14 protein-coding genes and 1 pseudogene are annotated in these 16,533 nt (G+C 66.9%); 9 read left to right on the forward strand and 6 right to left on the reverse strand.

The features are described 5' to 3' along the window. Positions 1-141: 141 nt before the first annotated feature. Positions 142-462 (forward strand): annotated as a pseudogene (locus ABLE94_RS01895) (integrase core domain-containing protein); the annotation flags it as partial. Here ABLE94_RS01895 and ABLE94_RS01900 read toward each other — a convergent pair. Then, positions 435-1,655, reverse strand: coding sequence for a serine/threonine-protein kinase (locus ABLE94_RS01900; RefSeq protein ID WP_348807898.1), 1,221 nt, complete (start codon positions 1,653-1,655; stop codon positions 435-437). The pseudogene ABLE94_RS01895 and the gene ABLE94_RS01900 overlap by 28 nt on opposite strands. A gap of 109 nt (positions 1,656-1,764) precedes the next feature. Next, on the reverse strand, positions 1,765-2,952 hold the full coding sequence (locus ABLE94_RS01905; protein WP_348807899.1) for a PQQ-dependent sugar dehydrogenase: 1,188 nt from the start codon (positions 2,950-2,952) through the stop codon (positions 1,765-1,767). Between the two features lie 88 nt (positions 2,953-3,040). Between ABLE94_RS01905 and ABLE94_RS01910 the strand changes: the two genes are divergently transcribed. Continuing rightward, positions 3,041-4,438: a DoxX family membrane protein gene (locus ABLE94_RS01910; RefSeq protein ID WP_348807900.1), complete on the forward strand. Its 1,398-nt coding sequence runs from the start codon at positions 3,041-3,043 to the stop codon at positions 4,436-4,438. 144 nt (positions 4,439-4,582) lie between these two features. On the opposite strand, the gene ilvD is transcribed toward ABLE94_RS01910, so the two are convergent. The 3 genes from ilvD to ABLE94_RS01925 all read right to left on the reverse strand — a co-directional run bounded on the left by ilvD (position 4,583) and on the right by ABLE94_RS01925 (position 8,627). After that, positions 4,583-6,427: a dihydroxy-acid dehydratase gene (ilvD, locus tag ABLE94_RS01915; protein WP_348806677.1), complete on the reverse strand. Its 1,845-nt coding sequence runs from the start codon at positions 6,425-6,427 to the stop codon at positions 4,583-4,585. A gap of 251 nt (positions 6,428-6,678) precedes the next feature. Beyond that, positions 6,679-8,022 (reverse strand): magnesium transporter, encoded by a 1,344-nt coding sequence (mgtE, locus tag ABLE94_RS01920; RefSeq protein ID WP_348807901.1) that lies wholly within the window; start codon positions 8,020-8,022, stop codon positions 6,679-6,681. 110 nt (positions 8,023-8,132) lie between these two features. Further along, positions 8,133-8,627 (reverse strand): PH domain-containing protein, encoded by a 495-nt coding sequence (locus ABLE94_RS01925; protein ID WP_425476116.1) that lies wholly within the window; start codon positions 8,625-8,627, stop codon positions 8,133-8,135. A 295-nt stretch (positions 8,628-8,922) separates the two neighbouring features. Here ABLE94_RS01925 and ABLE94_RS01930 point away from each other — a divergent pair, with 295 nt between their 5' ends. From ABLE94_RS01930 to ABLE94_RS01960, 7 genes are all read left to right on the forward strand, one after another. Further along, entirely contained in the window at positions 8,923-10,854 is a 1,932-nt protein-coding gene (locus ABLE94_RS01930) for an acetolactate synthase large subunit (protein ID WP_348807902.1), read from the forward strand. Further along, complete coding sequence (gene ilvN, locus ABLE94_RS01935) at positions 10,851-11,351, forward strand: acetolactate synthase small subunit (protein ID WP_348806679.1); 501 nt, start codon at positions 10,851-10,853, stop codon at positions 11,349-11,351. Before ABLE94_RS01930 ends, ilvN begins: the two co-directional genes overlap by 4 nt. Before the next feature lie 78 nt (positions 11,352-11,429). Then, the gene (gene ilvC, locus ABLE94_RS01940) at positions 11,430-12,443 is read left to right on the forward strand and encodes a ketol-acid reductoisomerase (protein WP_348806680.1); all 1,014 of its coding nucleotides are present in this window, start codon (positions 11,430-11,432) and stop codon (positions 12,441-12,443) included. A gap of 181 nt (positions 12,444-12,624) precedes the next feature. After that, entirely contained in the window at positions 12,625-12,921 is a 297-nt protein-coding gene (locus ABLE94_RS01945) for a type VII secretion target (RefSeq protein WP_348806681.1), read from the forward strand. Further along, the gene (locus ABLE94_RS01950) at positions 12,918-14,204 is read left to right on the forward strand and encodes a hypothetical protein (protein ID WP_348806682.1); all 1,287 of its coding nucleotides are present in this window, start codon (positions 12,918-12,920) and stop codon (positions 14,202-14,204) included. Before ABLE94_RS01945 ends, ABLE94_RS01950 begins: the two co-directional genes overlap by 4 nt. Positions 14,205-14,214: 10 nt before the next feature. Then, positions 14,215-15,060, forward strand: coding sequence for a PH domain-containing protein (locus ABLE94_RS01955; RefSeq protein ID WP_348806683.1), 846 nt, complete (start codon positions 14,215-14,217; stop codon positions 15,058-15,060). After that, the gene (locus ABLE94_RS01960) at positions 15,050-15,469 is read left to right on the forward strand and encodes a hypothetical protein (RefSeq protein WP_348806684.1); all 420 of its coding nucleotides are present in this window, start codon (positions 15,050-15,052) and stop codon (positions 15,467-15,469) included. Before ABLE94_RS01955 ends, ABLE94_RS01960 begins: the two co-directional genes overlap by 11 nt. A 79-nt stretch (positions 15,470-15,548) precedes the next feature. Here ABLE94_RS01960 and ABLE94_RS01965 read toward each other — a convergent pair whose 3' ends face one another. After that, positions 15,549-16,211 carry a trypsin-like serine protease gene (locus ABLE94_RS01965; RefSeq protein WP_348806685.1) on the reverse strand — a complete coding sequence of 221 codons (663 nt, stop codon included), beginning with the start codon at positions 16,209-16,211 and terminating at the stop codon, positions 15,549-15,551. Positions 16,212-16,533: the final 322 nt, after the last annotated feature.

The raw sequence follows: 16,533 nt of genomic DNA on the forward strand, positions 1-16,533 counted from the left end.
CGCATCGACGCTAGCTAGCCAGACCCCGCGCAATCGTTAAGCCGAGGAATCAGTCACCCACCCCAACCCGCACAACACGACTCGCCGATCCTCGGCTTAACACAGACCCCGGCATAATCGCTGCTAAACCGAATTCCTGTTAACAGTGACGCGGGATCGCAGTACACGTCGGTAGCACTGACCGGAAAGCTGGACTTGGAAAGGATCGCCGCGTCCATCGGATCGGTCGGCGACGCCTACGACAACGCCCTGATCGAGTCGACAAACGGCTTGTACAAGACCGAGTGCATCCAGACCACCGTGTTCCACGCGGGGCCGTACACGGGCCTCTCAGACGTCGAGTACGCCACGCTGGGTTACGTCGGCTGGTACAACTCCACCCGGTTACACGGGTCGATCGGCCTGGTCCCGCCCAACGAGTACGAGGCAACCTACTACGCTGGGGTCACTACCAGCAGGTAGCCCACCAACGAGGTGGCACGAAACCTGGGGTGCTTCATGCTGCTGGTAGCGATGGCGCTTACTTCGGTGAATGGTCCGACGTCGACGTCGCTGGCTTCCTGTGGCATGGTGAATCGATAGATGGAGCCTGCGGCGACAAGTGCAACGATCGCTGCGATGATCGTCCAAAGTGGGACTCTTCCAAGGGAACGTCGTCTTTTCGATGTTGCCATGGAAGGCCGTCGTTGCATTTGGTGGGACTGGTTCGGTGTCGAGATCTGTGTAGCGCCTGCTAAAGACGTGTGCGCTGGTCGACGTTCAGTCGGCGCATGTGACGGACCGGAGTTCCATACGAAGGGTTTTGGTGTTGAAGGGTTCCGCGGCGATTGGGTTCCCGCCGTCCCGCTATTGAAAATCTCCCATGCGAAGGCACGGCAGTCGCGATATCGACCAGTTGGGTTCTTTGAGAGCGGGCGCGCGAAGGCTCCGTCGAATCGCGTCAACGTGCGCTCGCGTGATTGGAGGGACGGCGGAGTCTTCGAGATATGCGCCATCATCAACGCCGAAGGCGTCGTACCGGTGAAGGGTGTTGTACCGCAGAGCAGTTCGTAAATGGTGCAGGCCAGCGCATACTGATCCGACGCCGGCGACGCCGGATGTCCGTCGATGATCTCCGGCGCGGTGTAGGCGAGGGTTCCGATGAACGCGCTGCTCGCGGTCAGGCCGGTGGCGTCGAGGAGTTTGGCGATGCCGAAGTCGAGGACGACGGCGCGTTCGATTCTCCCGTCGTCGTCGCGGAGCACGATGATGTTGGCGGGCTTGATGTCTCGGTGGACGACGTGGCGGCGGTGGGCGTAGTCGAGGGCTGCGGCCACGTGTCCGGCGACCTCGATGACCTCATCGGTGGTCAGTGATTGGTGGGTGGGGTTGGCGCCGTCGAGATGCTCCATGGTGAACCACGGGGTCTCGTCCTCGACGCCGTAGTGGTAGATGGTGACGATCGCGGGATGGCTGAGTGCGGCCGCGGTTTGGGCTTCCTGGGTGAAACGGCGTTGGAAGTCGGCGTCGTGGGCGCCGGCCGCGGAGATGACCTTCAACGCCTCGCGGCGGCGCAGGTGCGGATTCTCGACGAGGTACACCTGGCCCATGCCGCCGCGGCCGAGGAGGGAGATGATCCGGTATCCCGCGAACTCGTCGCCCGGTTGGAGCGCCACCCATCACCTCCGCGTTGTTTGTGCATCGGCACATTACCGGCAAACCGCTGGTGGGGCTGCGAATGTAGTCCGGACGGATGGCATACACCAGGGGCCCTGGTGGTCCGGACTACGTCCGACTCTCACCCGCCGGCGGTGCGATGAAGCGGACGACACGATCATCGGTGCTGACCGGTTGACCGTAGGCGCGGTTGACCGTCGCGAACTGGATGACGCCGTTCTCCAGCGCGGTCATTTTGCCGAGAGCCCCATACCGCTTGTCCAACACCACGGTCGGCGGATTGACGGTGGGGTTGTCGCGCGTCGGGGCGGTGATCGCCTCGATCCGCTGGCCCCGTGTCTCACTGACGAAGACCTGACCGGTGGTGGCCGCGCATCCGGCGATCTGCGGCTTGTCCGGCCAGGTCCACAGCACGGTGGCAGTCCCCGACTCGTCGACCGACTGCAGGCGGTCCTCAGTCTGGCCCTGGTCGGCGATGTACAACGTGCCGGAAGTGTTGGGGCACAACGACACATTGGAGCCGAGCCCGGAGGTGAGGACCTTCGGGCGAGCATTGCCGCCGGACGACAGATCGGTGATCGAGAGCAGCTTTCCGGCCAACGAGGCAGGGTCGTTGGCCGCTGCCGGGTTACCCGCATTTCCCGTCGCCACCACCAGTTCGGTGGGCGAGGCGAACAGCATGGCGCCCATGTTTCCGGTGGCGCCCTTCGGGATTCCCGTCAGGATCGGTTTGGGGACATCGCCCGGCGCCAACCGCACCACCCGGTTGTCGCTGGGAGTGGTGATCAACGCATAGACGAGCTGATCCTGGTCGTAAGTGGGGGAGAAGGCGAAGTCGATGAGACCACCGTCGCCGGAACCGTCGACCGGGAAGGTCGCGACCGTCCGCGGCGGTCCGTAGCGCTTGGTGGTGATGATCTTGCCGGTGGTGCGTTCGGCGACGATTGTCACCTCACCCTGATCGTCGCCGGCACGCAGGCCGCCGGTGGAGGCGAGGCAGGTGGCGATGACCGCCGGGTCCGGATCAACGCACGGCCCCGGCGGCGGAGGCGACGGACTGGGCCCCTCCTGCGGAGTCGACTGCGGCGGAGTCGATGGGAGGTTGAAGTTCTCGTCGTTCTCACTGAACTGCCCCGCCGCCTGATCGCGGTCCTGCTGAGAGAAATCACAACCGGCCAGCGCGACGACGAGTCCGAGGATTCCCAGCAATACGGCAACACGATTGCGGATGGAGGCGGCATTCTGCCGGGACCGTGAATTCCGGCCTCGTCGGTGAATATGCCGCCCCTGTCGCATGCCCACCACAGTAGCGATCACCAATCGTTGCCCTCCGACCGCGCGGCGGTCGACCGCCTCCACCGTCGAAACCTCTAGCATCGGCCATGTGAGCGAGCGTGGACAGTCCGACGCCGGTGGCGAGAACTTTCAGCCGCCGAGCCCGTACGACGAACCGACGGGCTCGTTCCGGGTACCCGAGATCAGCGAAGCCGACCGCGACGCCTTCTACGAACGTCACCGGCGTCGGCCCGGTCCGGTCTCGAGGGTGGAATCCCTCGACGACATCGGACCCGACGAGGTCGAGACCAGGCCGCTGCAGGTGCCGCCGTCGGCCAATCGGCGCAACCCGGTGCCGATGCCGCCGGTGACATCGATCGACCCGCCCGCCTCGTCCACGGGCGGACCCTCGGCGGCGGACACCGCGCCCACCGCCAAGATCGGCACTGCGCCGAAGTCGGCGACCCCCGCCGGTCGGCCGAAGGCGCCGTCAGCGGACAAGCGAGCGCCGTCAACGGAGAACAGGGCGCCGTCAGCGCAGGACCGGGCGCCGTCAGCGGAGAAGGGGGCGCCGACGGCACAAGCCGTGCCGACGTCGGCCGCCGCGACGGAGAAGACCACGACCGCGAAGACCGCCGCGCAGGAGACCGAGAAGATCGACGCCGAGGCAACCACACGGCAGCCTCCCACGCCGATCCCCTCGGTCGAGGAAACCTTCCCGGAGCTTGCGAAGACGCGTCGCGAGGACGCCCAGTCCGACGGCCCTGCGCCCACCCGGGCACTGACCGATGAGGACCTCGACACCTCCGACGACGGGGATAACCGCACCGCGGCGATGCCGGCCCCGGCGGCCCTCGCCGCCTACGACACTGACGAACCGCACGAGCAGTCCGATCAGCCGGACCTCGACCGCGACCGCGAACCCGTGACGGTGGCCGCGGTCCACGAACCGCGCGGCACCCTCGATCTGGGCCTGCTGATCCTGCGCCTCGGTCTCGGCGTCGCAGCGGTGGCGCACGGCCTGCAGCATCTGTTCGGGTGGTGGGGTGGGCCCGGCATCTCGGGATATCAGGACTTCCTCGCCAACGACGCCAATCCCGCGCTCGGATTCCATCCCGACGCGGTGCACATCCTGGCGATCGCCGGCGGCGTGACCGAGGTCGTCGGTGGCGCACTCATCATCCTCGGACTGTTCACGCCGATCGGTGCCTGCGCGATCCTGTCGGTGATGCTGTTGGCCACGACTTTCCGGGTCACCCTGGCCGGCGGGTTCTCCTACTTCGCCTCTGCCGGTGGCGTCGAGTACGAGATCCTGCTGGCCGTCGCGGCTGCTGCGTTGATCCTCACCGGGCCCGGGCTGTACTCCCTGGACCGACCACGCAAGTGGGCCCGACGGCCGTTCATCGGGTCGGTGGTGTGGCTCGCGCTGGCGATCGCTGCAGCTGTCGTCGTGTGGATCTTCCTCAATGGCGCCAATCCGCTTGAGTCGCCGGGTAATCCGGGGTGAGTGTAGCGTCTCGCCGCAGGTGTCCCGGTGATGTTCCAGCATCGGCTGACGGAGGTCTCGAGGCTCGTCGCTAGCGCTCCTCGCACCTCGACCAGCGAGGGACCCGACCGGTGACGAGAGGACGTCGCCGCCGGGGGAGCCGACTCAGTCGACATTGCGGACGGCTCCCTTGTCGGCTGAGGTCGCCAGCTTCGCGTAGGCACGCAGCGCGGTCGTGACCGGACGCTGACGGTCCTTGGGTTGCCACGGACGCTCCGAGGCCTCCATCTTGGCGCGACGCTCCGCGAGCACCTCATCGTCGACGAGGACCTCGAGGCGTCGGGTCTTCACGTCGATCAGGATCGGGTCGCCGTCCTCGATGAGGCCGATGACGCCACCGGCGGCGGCCTCGGGGGAGATGTGGCCGACCGACAGACCCGACGAACCGCCGGAGAAGCGGCCGTCGGTGATCAGGCCGCACTTCTTGCCCATCCCGGTGCCCTTCATGAAGGCGGTCGGATGCAGCATCTCCTGCATGCCCGGGCCGCCGGACGGGCCCTCATAGCGGACGACGAGGACCTCGCCGGCCTGGATGGTCTTGCTCAGGATGACCTGGACGGCTTCCTCCTGGCTTTCCACCACGCGCGCCGGGCCCTCGAAGTGCCACAGGTCCTCGCTGATGCCGGCGGTCTTGAGCACGGCACCGTCGTCGGCGAGATTGCCCTTGAGCACGCACAGTCCACCCTCGACGGTGTAGGCGTGATCGAAGTCGCGGATGCAGCCGCCCTCGGCGTCGGTGTCGAGGGAACTCCAGCGGTTGGCCGTCGAGAACGGGGTGGTGGTGCGCACACCGCCGGGCGCCGCGTGGAACAGCTCGAACGCCTCGTCGGTGGCGGTGCCGCTGCGGATGTCCCAGTCGTCGAGGGCCTTCGCGAGGGTCGGCGAATGGACGGTGGAGGTGGTGTCGTCGATCAGGCCGGCGCGGCGCAACTCGCCGAGGATGGCCGGGATTCCGCCGGCCCGGTGCACGTCCTCCATGTGGTAGTCGGAGTTCGGCGAGACCTTCGACAGGCAGGGAACGTTGCGGCTGATCTGATCGATCACCGACAGGTCGAAGTCGGCGACCTCGCCCTCCTGCGCGGCGGCCAGGATGTGCAGCACGGTGTTGGTGGATCCGCCCATCGCGACGTCGAGGGCCATCGCGTTGCGGAACGCCGTGGCCGAGGCGATGCTGCGCGGCAGGACCGACGCATCGTCGTCGCGGTACCAGCGGGTGGCGGCCTCCACGACCACCTGACCGGCACGCGAGAACAGGGCGCGGCGGGCCTCGTGGGTGGCCAGCGTCGAACCGTTGCCGGGCAACGCGAGTCCGAGGGCCTCGGTCAGGCAGTTCATCGAATTGGCGGTGAACATGCCCGAGCACGATCCACACGTCGGGCACGCCGACCGCTCGACCTCGGAGAGGCCGTCGTCGTCGACATCGGAGTTGGCCGATGCGGAGATGGTGGTGATCAGGTCGGTCGGCGCCTGCGCGACACCCTCGACGACGACCGCCTTGCCGGCCTCCATCGGTCCGCCGGAAACGAACACGGTCGGGATGTTCAGGCGCATCGCGGCATTGAGCATGCCCGGAGTGATCTTGTCGCAGTTGGAGATACACACCAACGCATCCGCGGTGTGCGCATTGACCATGTACTCGACGGAGTCGGCGATGATCTCGCGGCTCGGCAACGAGTAGAGCATGCCGCCGTGGCCCATCGCGATGCCGTCGTCGACGGCGATCGTGTGGAACTCGCGGGGCACGCCACCGGCGGCACGCACCGCCTCCGCCACGATCTCACCGACGTCCTTGAGGTGCACATGGCCGGGCACGAACTGCGTGTAGGAGTTCGCGATCGCCACGATCGGCTTACCGAAGTCGTCGTCGGTCATTCCGGTGGCACGCCACAGGGAACGGGCTCCGGCGGCTTCTCGTCCGACGGTGGTGGTACGTGACCTCAAGGCTGGCATGGCTTTTCCTCGATCGGGTGGTTCTTCGCGCGTACGTGCGACGTGCGCGTGGACTGATGCGGGTCAACGCATGCACCGCCGCGGATATTCGCGGGCGGAACCGATCGGGACGGGGTGGGGCGTGTCACCATCCGACCGGCGCTGACCACGATCGTCGGCGTTGTGCGTCGACGATCTCACCGAGCGTCCACGGTACTCCTGCCTGACGTGGGCAAACAAAACCGGCCATCCCTTGTGACGGCACTGCCGTCTCAGATTCCGAGAACCGCCTTGGCGATGGAGAAGTAGATGATCAACCCCGTCGCGTCGCAGAACGTCGAGATGAACGGTGTCGAGAAGACCGCCGGATCGACTCCGATGGACTTTGCGATCAGTGGCATCACACCACCGACGGTGGCCGCCATCGTGCAGATGGACAGGATGGTCAGACCGATCACCGCGCCGATGTCCATGTCGTAGGCGAGCGACGCGACGCCGAATCCGACGAGGCCGAGCAGCACACCCAGGGTGAGACCCACGCGCAGTTCCTTGCCGACCACGATTGCCACATCGCGCGGGGACACCTCGTCGACGGCCAGCGCGCGGGTAACGGTGACCGCGGCCTGCGAACCGGTGTTGCCACCGATGCCGGTGAGCAGCGGGATGAACAGCGCCAACGCCACCATCTGATCCAGCGTGGCCTCGAAGATCTCGAGCACGTTGACCGTCAGGATGGCCGACACGGCCAGCACGAACAACCAGACGATGCGCGAGCGGGTGATCGAGAGCACCGACGCCACCAGATACGGCTCGTTCAGGGGTTCGCTGGCACCGGCACGCGCCTGGTCCTCGTCGCGGGCCTGACTCATCACCTCGACCGCATCATCGAGGGTGAACACGCCGATGACGTGGCGCTCGCTGTCGAGGACGGGGATCGCAAGGATGCCGCGCTCCACGCAGAGCAACGCCGTCTGCTCGGCATCGTCGCTCGCAGCGGCCGAGATCGGGGTGCGCATCAGGCTCGACAACAGGGTGTCGGGATCGGCGAGCAGCAGATCGCGCAGGCTCACCACCCCGGCCAGGACGTGGTCGCGATCGACGACGGGGACCATGTAGATGGTCTCCACCTGGTGGCCGACCTCGGTCACCCGGTCCAGCGCTGCCGCGGCCGAATCGTCGGTGTAGGCGTGCACAATCTCCGGACTCATCCGACGTCCCACCGAGCCCGCCGGAAACCCGAGAACCAGCCCGGTCGCCTCACGCTCGCTGCGTTCCAGGGATGCGACGAGGTCGTGTGCGACGGGTGCGGGCAGCTCGTCGAGGAGTTCCGCGCGATCGTCGGGATCGAGACTCCCGAAGAACTCGCCCACCTCGCTGGTACCCAGCTGTTCGATCAGCCGATACTGCACCTTGGGGCTGAGGTCCTCGAAGACCTGGAGCGCGACGTCCTTCGGGAGGAGCCGGAACGCGATGCTCGCCTGTCGACGCGGAAGCCGGTTGCCCACCGCCGCGATCTCGCCGGGCGGCATCGTGGCGATCAGATCCGTGAGTTCGGCGAGCTCGCCCCTGGCGATGAGCTCTTTGACCTGGTGCGGGCGGACCGCGTGCGTGACCACCCGAGAACGTTAACCAGCGGTGGCCGGAATCTGCATGCGGTGAAACCGATCGTTAAGGCACCGCCGGTAAACCCACGGTCGACGGGCGGCGCAATGTGGTCGCCGGTATGTCACGAATCGGCGTTTGCCGCCGCCGCGAACGGGTCCGGGATGCGGCCCCGGCTGGCGGCCGACAGGCGTGGCAGGTCCTGGAAGGTGATCGCGGGCAACCGCACCGACGTCTCGTCGACGAGCACCGCGCGCACCGGCCCCCATCGGGTGAACCGGAGTCCGTCGATCTCGGCCCACGCCACGTCCCGGGCGCCAAACGTGCCCACCACATGCAGACCGTCCTCGGTCACCACCGTCCTGATCCGCCCGATCCACACCGCGAGCAGCACCGGCAGAACGAATGTCCAGCCGAGCCACGCCAGGCTCGTGCCGGCCAGGATCAGGGCGACCAGCAACGCCGCCGGAACGGCGAAGTAGGCGAGTTTGCTGAGCCGGAACACCTGCGGCAACGCCAGCTCGTCGGATGCGGGTTCGGCATCGCCGGCCGCCGACGCCGAGCGACGGGACGCAGAACCCGAGGAGGACGATTGCGGTTCCGGGGCTGAAGCAGACACGCCACCATTCTGGCACTCTCGCGGGACCGCCCCTGCGTGAGGTGCCGCAGACCAGTGCATTCCCAGATCGTGGGATGACGACGACCGTGGTTTGACTCTTCAGTATCTGCAGTCCTACCGTGAGTGACGTGATGCATGACGAACTTCTCGTAGTAGTCGGCCGGCGCGTCGTCGCCTGACCGGTCACTTACGAGACCCCAGCATCGACGCGCCACCCTCGAACAGCCTCGCTGTCGGGGGTTTTTTGTTGCCAGGATCCACCCGCCCAATGATCACCAAGATGAAGGACCGTGCAGTGAGCGCACCAACAGCACGTACGGACACCAGCGGAAAAGCGTCCGCCCCACGCCAGGATTCCCCGGCGGGCGGCAGCCTCCGCGCGGTGCGGCAGAACACCGTCGCCCCCGAACGCGTCAGTGGCGCGAAGTCGGTGGTTCGATCGCTCGAGGAGCTCGGTGTCGAGGTCGTATTCGGTATCCCCGGCGGTGCGGTGCTCCCCGTCTACGATCCGCTGCTCGACTCCAAGAAGGTCCGGCACGTCCTGGTGCGCCACGAGCAGGGCGCCGGTCACGCGGCCACCGGCTACGCGCAGGTCACCGGCCGCGCCGGCGTCATGATGGCGACGTCGGGTCCCGGTGCCACCAACCTCGTCACGCCACTGGCCGACGCGCAGATGGATTCGGTCCCGGTTGTCGCGATCACCGGGCAGGTCGGTCGCGCACTCATCGGCACCGACGCATTCCAGGAGGCCGACATCTCCGGCATCACCATGCCGGTCACCAAGCACAACTTCTTGGTGAGCAACGCCGCCGACATCCCGCAGGTCATCGCCGAGGCATTCCACATCGCCGAAAGTGGCCGTCCCGGAGCGGTTCTCGTCGACATCCCGAAGGACATCCTGCAGGCCCAGACCACCTTCTCGTGGCCGCCGCAGATCGATCTGCCGGGCTACCGTCCGGTGACCAAGCCCCACGGCAAGCAGGTCCGTGAGGCCGCCCGCCTGATCAACGCCGCCAAGAATCCCGTCCTCTACGTCGGTGGCGGCGTCATCAAGGCGAACGCGTCGGCCGAACTGCTCGAACTGGCCGAACTGACCGGCATCCCGGTGGTGACGACGCTGATGGCGCGGGGCGCGTTCCCCGATTCGCATCAGCAGCACCTCGGCATGCCGGGTATGCACGGCACCGTCGCCGCGGTGGCCGCACTGCAGCGCAGCGACCTGCTGATCACCCTCGGTGCCCGCTTCGACGACCGCGTCACCGGCCAGCTCGACTCGTTCGCGCCGGACGCCAAGGTCATCCACGCCGACATCGATCCCGCCGAGATCGGCAAGAACCGGCACGCCGACGTGCCGATCGTGGGCGACTGCAAGGCCGTCATCGTCGACCTGATCGAGACGCTGCGCGCCGAGCAGGCGACCACCGACGAGACCCCCGACCTGACCGCGTGGTGGCGGTATCTGGACGGCATCCGTCGCACCTACCCGCTGAGCTACGACCGGCCCGCCGACGGCTCGATGTCGCCGGAGTTCGTCATCTCCCAGGTCGGCAAGTTCGCCGGACCGGATGCGGTCTACTGCGCCGGCGTCGGCCAGCACCAGATGTGGGCGGCACAGTTCGTCTCCTACGAGAAGCCGCGCACCTGGCTCAACTCGGGCGGACTCGGCACGATGGGCTACGCGGTTCCGGCCGCGATGGGCGCCAAGATGGCCGCACCCGAGAAAGAGGTGTGGGCCATCGACGGTGACGGCTGCTTCCAGATGACCAATCAGGAGTTGGCGACCTGCGCCATCGAGGGCATCCCGATCAAGGTCGCGCTGATCAACAACGGCAACCTGGGCATGGTGCGTCAGTGGCAGACGCTGTTCTACGAGGAGCGGTACTCCAACACCGACCTCGCGACGCATTCGATGCGCATCCCGGACTTCGTGAAGCTCGCAGAAGCGTTGGGCTGCGCGGCCTTCCGCGTCGAGAACGAATCAGAGGTGGACGAGGTCATCGCCCAGGCACGCGCGATCAACGACCGCCCGGTCGTCATCGACTTCATCGTCGGTGCCGACGCCCAGGTGTGGCCGATGGTCGCCGCGGGCACCGGCAACGACCAGATCATGGCCGCGCGTGACATCCGGCCGCTGTTCGACGACGACGCGTCGGCGTCGGATCCGGCCGACATCCACGAGGTCGTCAACCAGAACACCAATCTCGGCCAGGAGGGTGAGAAGAAATGAGTACCCATACCCTCAGCGTCCTCGTCGAGGACCGTCCGGGCGTCCTCGCCCGCGTGTCCGGTTTGTTCTCCCGGCGCGGATTCAACATCGAATCCCTCGCCGTCGGACCGACCGAGCTCAAGGGCATCTCGCGGATGACCATCATGGTCTCGGTCGAGGACTTCCCGCTCGAACAGGTGACCAAGCAGCTCAACAAGCTGATCAACGTCATCAAGATCGTCGAGCAGGACCCGTCCAACTCGGTGTCCCGAGAGCTGATGATGGTCAAGGTCCGCGCCGACTCCACGGTGCGCACCGAGGTCATCGAGGTCGTGAACCTGTTCCGCGCCAAGGTCATCGACGTCTCGCCGGAGTCGCTGACCGTCGAGGCCACCGGCACCTCGGAGAAACTCGAGGCGCTGCTGCGGATGCTCGATCCGTACGGCATCCGTGAGATCGCCCAGTCGGGGGCGGTCACCCTGGGACGCGGACCCAAGAGCATGTCGGCCAACCGCTGACGTACGCACCACCAACGCGCCCCTCGCGTGCAGAACTGATTCGCCTGGGGCACAACACATATCGAAGGGAATCCAACTGTGGCGATCGAATTGTTCTACGACGACGATGCGGATCTGTCGATCATCCAGGGCCGCAAGGTCGCGGTCATCGGCTACGGCAGCCAGGGACATGCGCACTCGCTGAGTCTGCGTGACTCGGGCGTCGACGTGGCGATCGGTCTGCGCGAGGGCAGCAAGTCGCGGGAGAAGGCCGCCGAGCAGGGCCTGAAGGTGATGAGCAACGCCGAGGCGGCAGCCTGGGCCGACGTCATCATGATCCTGGCGCCCGACACCAGCCAGGCGAAGATCTTCACCGAAGACATCGAGCCGAACCTGAAGGACGGCGACGCCATCTTCTTCGGGCACGGCCTCAACATCCACTTCGGTCTCATCAAGGCTCCGGCCAACGTGACCGTCGGAATGGTCGCCCCGAAGGGCCCCGGTCACCTGGTGCGTCGTCAGTTCGTCGACGGCAAGGGCGTGCCCTGCCTGATCGCCGTCGACCAGGATCCCAAGGGTGAAGGCCAAGCCCTGGCCCTGAGCTACGCGTCGGCCATCGGTGGTGGCCGCGCCGGCATCATCAAGACGACCTTCAAGGAAGAGACCGAGACCGACCTCTTCGGCGAGCAGGCCGTGCTCTGCGGTGGCACCGAGGAACTGGTCAAGACCGGCTTCGAGGTCATGGTCGAGGCCGGTTACGCCCCGGAGATGGCCTACTTCGAGGTGCTGCACGAGCTCAAGCTGATCGTCGACCTCATGTACGAGGGTGGCATCGCCCGGATGAACTACTCGGTGAGCGACACCGCGGAGTTCGGTGGGTACCTGTCGGGTCCGCGCGTCATCGACGCCGACACCAAGGAGCGCATGCGCGGCATCCTCAAGGACATCCAGGACGGCACCTTCGTCAAGCGACTCGTCGCCAATGTCGAGGGCGGTAACGCCGAGCTCGAGGCGCTGCGCAAGAAGAACGCCGAGCACCCCATCGAGGTCACCGGCAAGAAGCTGCGCGACCTGATGAGCTGGGTGGATCGCCCGATCACCGAGACCGCCTGATCTCCTTCGCCCCGTCGTGGCCCCGACTCCCGCCCGGAGTCGGGGCCACGGTCGTTTCCGGGTTCGTCTCGCGGCCGTCGGTGGGACTCGTGAGCGGGAGCGGCCTGTGGATGGTTGACCGCCGATTCGGCCCCGATGACCTATCGTGTCGGATCAGACGACAATCACGAGGGGGTGTGGGGTGGACGTCAATCCCGAAGCGCTGCGACAGTTCTCGGCATCGGTGACCGGCCTGGCGGGCCGGATCCCGGCGGCTCCCATGCCCGCCGATCTGGCGGCCGTCGCCGACTGCCTCCCGGGATCGTCGACGCAGTATTCCGCCGCGACCGCCGCCGAGGCGATCGGTGAACCGTTGCGGGCGGTGGCGCGGTACTTCCAGGGCGTCGCGGACGCGGTGTACACCGCAGCGGGCACCTACGAGGTGGCCGATGACGCCCTCGCCGCCCGATTCCGTTCTCTTGCAGGCGCATCCGAATGATCCCGAGCCGCACGGTCTTCGACGGATGGCGGCCCGAGGCGCTCCTCGCGGCGGGGGACACGCTGCGGGCCGACGCCGAGGGATTCGCCGACACCGTCGCCGATTCCTGGTACGAGGTGCTCGGACTCGCCCACGACGGGTTGTGGACCGGTCCGGCGCAGGTCGCCGCCGAGGAGGCCGTCGAGGTCGGTCGCGAACGGGTGAACCAGATCGTCGCGATCGCCACCGGATCGGCCGTCGGGATCGGGCGCTTCGGGCCGCAGCTGGTGGAGGCCACCACCGGCATCCGGCACCTGCTGGGCGTGATCGAGTCGGGCGATCTGTTCGTCGCCGACGACTGGGTGGTGCTGCCGCGGGTGAAACGCTATGCGCCGCAGGTGATCAAGGCACTCGCCCTGGCCGCCGCCGGCTTTCAGGATCAACTGAACCCGAAGTTGACCGCGCTGGGCTACGCCGACTATGACCTGGGCAACTTCATCCGCCACCAGGTGACGCGCAATGACCTCGGGATCGAGCTTCCCGAACTCCACCTGGACCCACGCGCACCCCAGGACTTCACCAAGGATCCGTACGCCGACACCACACGCGGGGAGAATCCCGAACTGGGACGCACCCATCAAAACCGGCGTCTGACCGAGCACCTGCTGGGCAGTGTGGTCGAGTCGTCGACCACCACCCACGACGGCATCACCGAAACCACCGTCTCGATGCTGGACGGGAGTTCGCAGGTCTACATCTCCGGACCCGGCGGTGAACGCACCGAGTTCTTCGATCCCACCGGCCGCCGAACCGCCATCCGCACACCCAATCCCGACGGTACGACGCGGATCGAGTTGATGCGTGAGGGACGGTCCCCGGTGATCGTCACCGAACGCGCCGACGGCACCGCGGTCGCCGACATCGACGGATTCCAGGCGCCGATTCCCAGTTCCCAGGACATCACCGTGGCGTTGGCCGCCGGTGGGATGGCGGCAACGGAATCCCAGGTGACCCGAGGGTTGCCGTATCTGTCGGCGGTGCAGGCCCAGCAGCTGCAGGCCGGCGCCAAGGTCGCCGGCCCGGGCCTGACGATCCTGTCCACCGCACTGAGCGTCGCCACCGCCGAGAACCAGTACGAGGTCTGCAAGGCGGGGGTCGCGGGCGGGGTATCGCTCGGCGTCGACCTGGTGGCGCTGGCCACGATGCCGGAGATGACGGCGGGCAAGGCATTTCTGGTCGGCACCGGCACCAGTCTCGGTGCGTCGACCCTGGGCAACGTGGTCGGACAGTTGGTGTGCAAGTGAGGATTCCGGTGTGAACAAACAGATCTCGGCCGAATCGGCTGCCGGATACCCGGTCCCGTCGGCGTGGTTGGGCCGCTCGTGGCGTCTGAGCCTGTTCGGATATCTCCTGGCCGGTGCCGCCGTGCTGCTCGGCTGGGCGGCCGTGCACACCCTGGCCGGCGGCCATCCGCTGACCGCCGCAGCCGCGGCATCCGGGAGTGCCGGGGTGGCGTTGTGGGCGTGGTCGTGGTGTCGCACCGGCCGGCGGCAGCGCAGCGGGCGGATCGAGTTGGCGGGTGTCCGCTTCCACCGGCATGCGCTGCGTCTCGGCGTCGACCCGGTGGCGCTGTGCTGCGACATCGCCTCGGCGCTGGGCATGGGTGCGGCGGGTGTCCTCGCGTTCGTCGCGGTGTGGCGCGGTGACCTCGACATGTCGTGGATGCAGGACTCGCCGCGGCATCCGACCGCCTACACCTTTCTCGCCGTCGGTGTCGTCGGGGCCGTCGAGGCGCTGCTGGTGATCCGTCGTGGCAGATCGGCGGTCACGGTGTCCCCGGACGGTGTCGACGTCGGTGCCCTGGCCGGCCGGCGTCGCTTCCTCCCCTGGGGCGAGGTGGTCGCGGTGCGGGCGGTACCGACGGCGGCGAGCCGACGCGAGGGCGTCCGGATGACCACCACCGCGGAGAAGGACGCGACAGCGATCCGCGCCGGCGAGATCCGGCTGGACCCGCTGCATCTGGGGGCATCCGGGACCTTCTGGCTCATCGATTTCTATGCCCGCCACCCCGAGTTGCGCGACGAACTCGGTGACATCCGGGCGACGGGGCGGCTGCGCACGGGCTCGCTCGTCGAGGACGCCGGTCGCCATGTCCGATGATCCGGCCGACCGGGGAGCCGACACCCCGATTCCCGCGGAATATCTTGCGGTGCTTCGTGATCTCGGAGCCGATCCACGGAACCGGGCGGAGATCCGCGATGTCGTCGGCGCACTGGGCGATGAGACGATCACCGACACCGTCTTCCCGATGCCCGCACAATGGCGCTCCGACGATTACGCGCTGTTCTGCGCCGACGAGCGGGTACGCGAGGCGGAGTACCGGCGTCGCCTCGCGGTGGCGATGGACGAATGGATCGACACCGGCGGATGGTCGTGGCGCAGCGGGGGACTGGCGCCGGCGGACCTGAACCGGATCGGAGCCTGGGTGCGCGCCCAGCTCGACGATGAGATCAACAACTGGGAGATCAACAACTGGGAGATCAACAGCGGGCGCAGTTCCCGTCTGTGACGGCGCCGGGGATGAGACGACGAGACCCGGGACGCACGCGCGCGTCCCGGGTCTCGTCGTCGACGGTGATCCGTCCCGATCAGATCGGTGTGAAGCCCTTGTAGTTGGTGGACTTCACGTAGTTGAGAATCGCGGCGGCGTTGGTGCCCTTCTCCGGTCCGACGCAGCCGAGCAGGTAGTACGCGTTGACCATGCCGACGAGGCGATTGCCGACGACCACCGGGCTGCCGGAGTCGCCTTCGATGACGCACATCTGGGTGAGGTGGACGTCGCCGTCGGAGAACCACGCCACGCCGCAGGTGTTGCCGGTGGTGCGTCCCTGTTTGCAGGCGATGGTCGGGAAGCCGATCGGTCGCGTGTCGATGCCGCTGATGGTGACACCCTGTACCGTGCGCAACGGAACGACATTGCTGTTGAACTTGATGATCGCGATGTCTTCCTTGGGATCGGAATGCGTGATGACCCCTGCCACGCCGCGATCGGAGAAGCTCTCGGAGAGCACCTGCTGATTGGGCTGGCCGCAGTGTCCGGCGGTGATGCCGATCAACTCACCGGTCTTGGCGTGGCCAATGGTGGTCAGTGTGCACGCGGCCGCCGAGTTGCCGCCCTCGAGGACCAGGATTCCCGAGCCGCCACCGAGGTAGATCTTCGGTTGCGCAGCCGTGGCCGTGCCCGGAGCCCCCCAGCCGGCCAGTACCGTTGCCGCCAGAACAGCCAACAGTACTGTCAGCTTCTTCTTCATCCACACACTCCACTCTTGTTCTTGATCCACGGCGACCGGCGCGGGTGGTGGACCAATTCATAGCGATCGACACACGTGATCGACTGGGCGACGTCACCCCCCCCGAACAGCCACCGTACCGGCGCTGGAGAGGCATCGATCTCACGCAAGGATTCCGCTACCGCATTGGAATGCTTCCGTAATGCCGCTCACAATGTACACGTCGAACCTGAGCGTCGAGACCGAGTTGGCCGCCCGGTTGTCCGACGTCGATGCGGCGGCCTCTAAGCTGTGGGGCGGATGTCCCTACGACATCGCACCCGATCTCGCAACCGATTCTGGA

Source organism: Gordonia sp. VNK1 (assembly GCF_040049135.1).
GTDB lineage: Bacteria > Actinomycetota > Actinomycetes > Mycobacteriales > Mycobacteriaceae > Gordonia > Gordonia oleivorans.

Excerpts from the sequence above, each read along its gene's own strand:
- ABLE94_RS01950 (WP_348806682.1), top strand. The coding sequence starts at position 12,918 with ATGATCCCGAGCCGCACGGTCTTCGACGGATGGCGGCCCGAGGCGCTC.
- ilvN (WP_348806679.1), top strand. The coding sequence starts at position 10,851 with ATGAGTACCCATACCCTCAGCGTCCTCGTCGAGGACCGTCCGGGCGTC.
- ABLE94_RS01905 (WP_348807899.1), bottom strand. The coding sequence starts at position 2,952 with ATGCGACAGGGGCGGCATATTCACCGACGAGGCCGGAATTCACGGTCC.
- ilvD (WP_348806677.1), bottom strand. The coding sequence starts at position 6,427 with ATGCCAGCCTTGAGGTCACGTACCACCACCGTCGGACGAGAAGCCGCC.
- ABLE94_RS01960 (WP_348806684.1), top strand. The coding sequence starts at position 15,050 with ATGTCCGATGATCCGGCCGACCGGGGAGCCGACACCCCGATTCCCGCG.
- ABLE94_RS01965 (WP_348806685.1), bottom strand. The coding sequence starts at position 16,211 with ATGAAGAAGAAGCTGACAGTACTGTTGGCTGTTCTGGCGGCAACGGTA.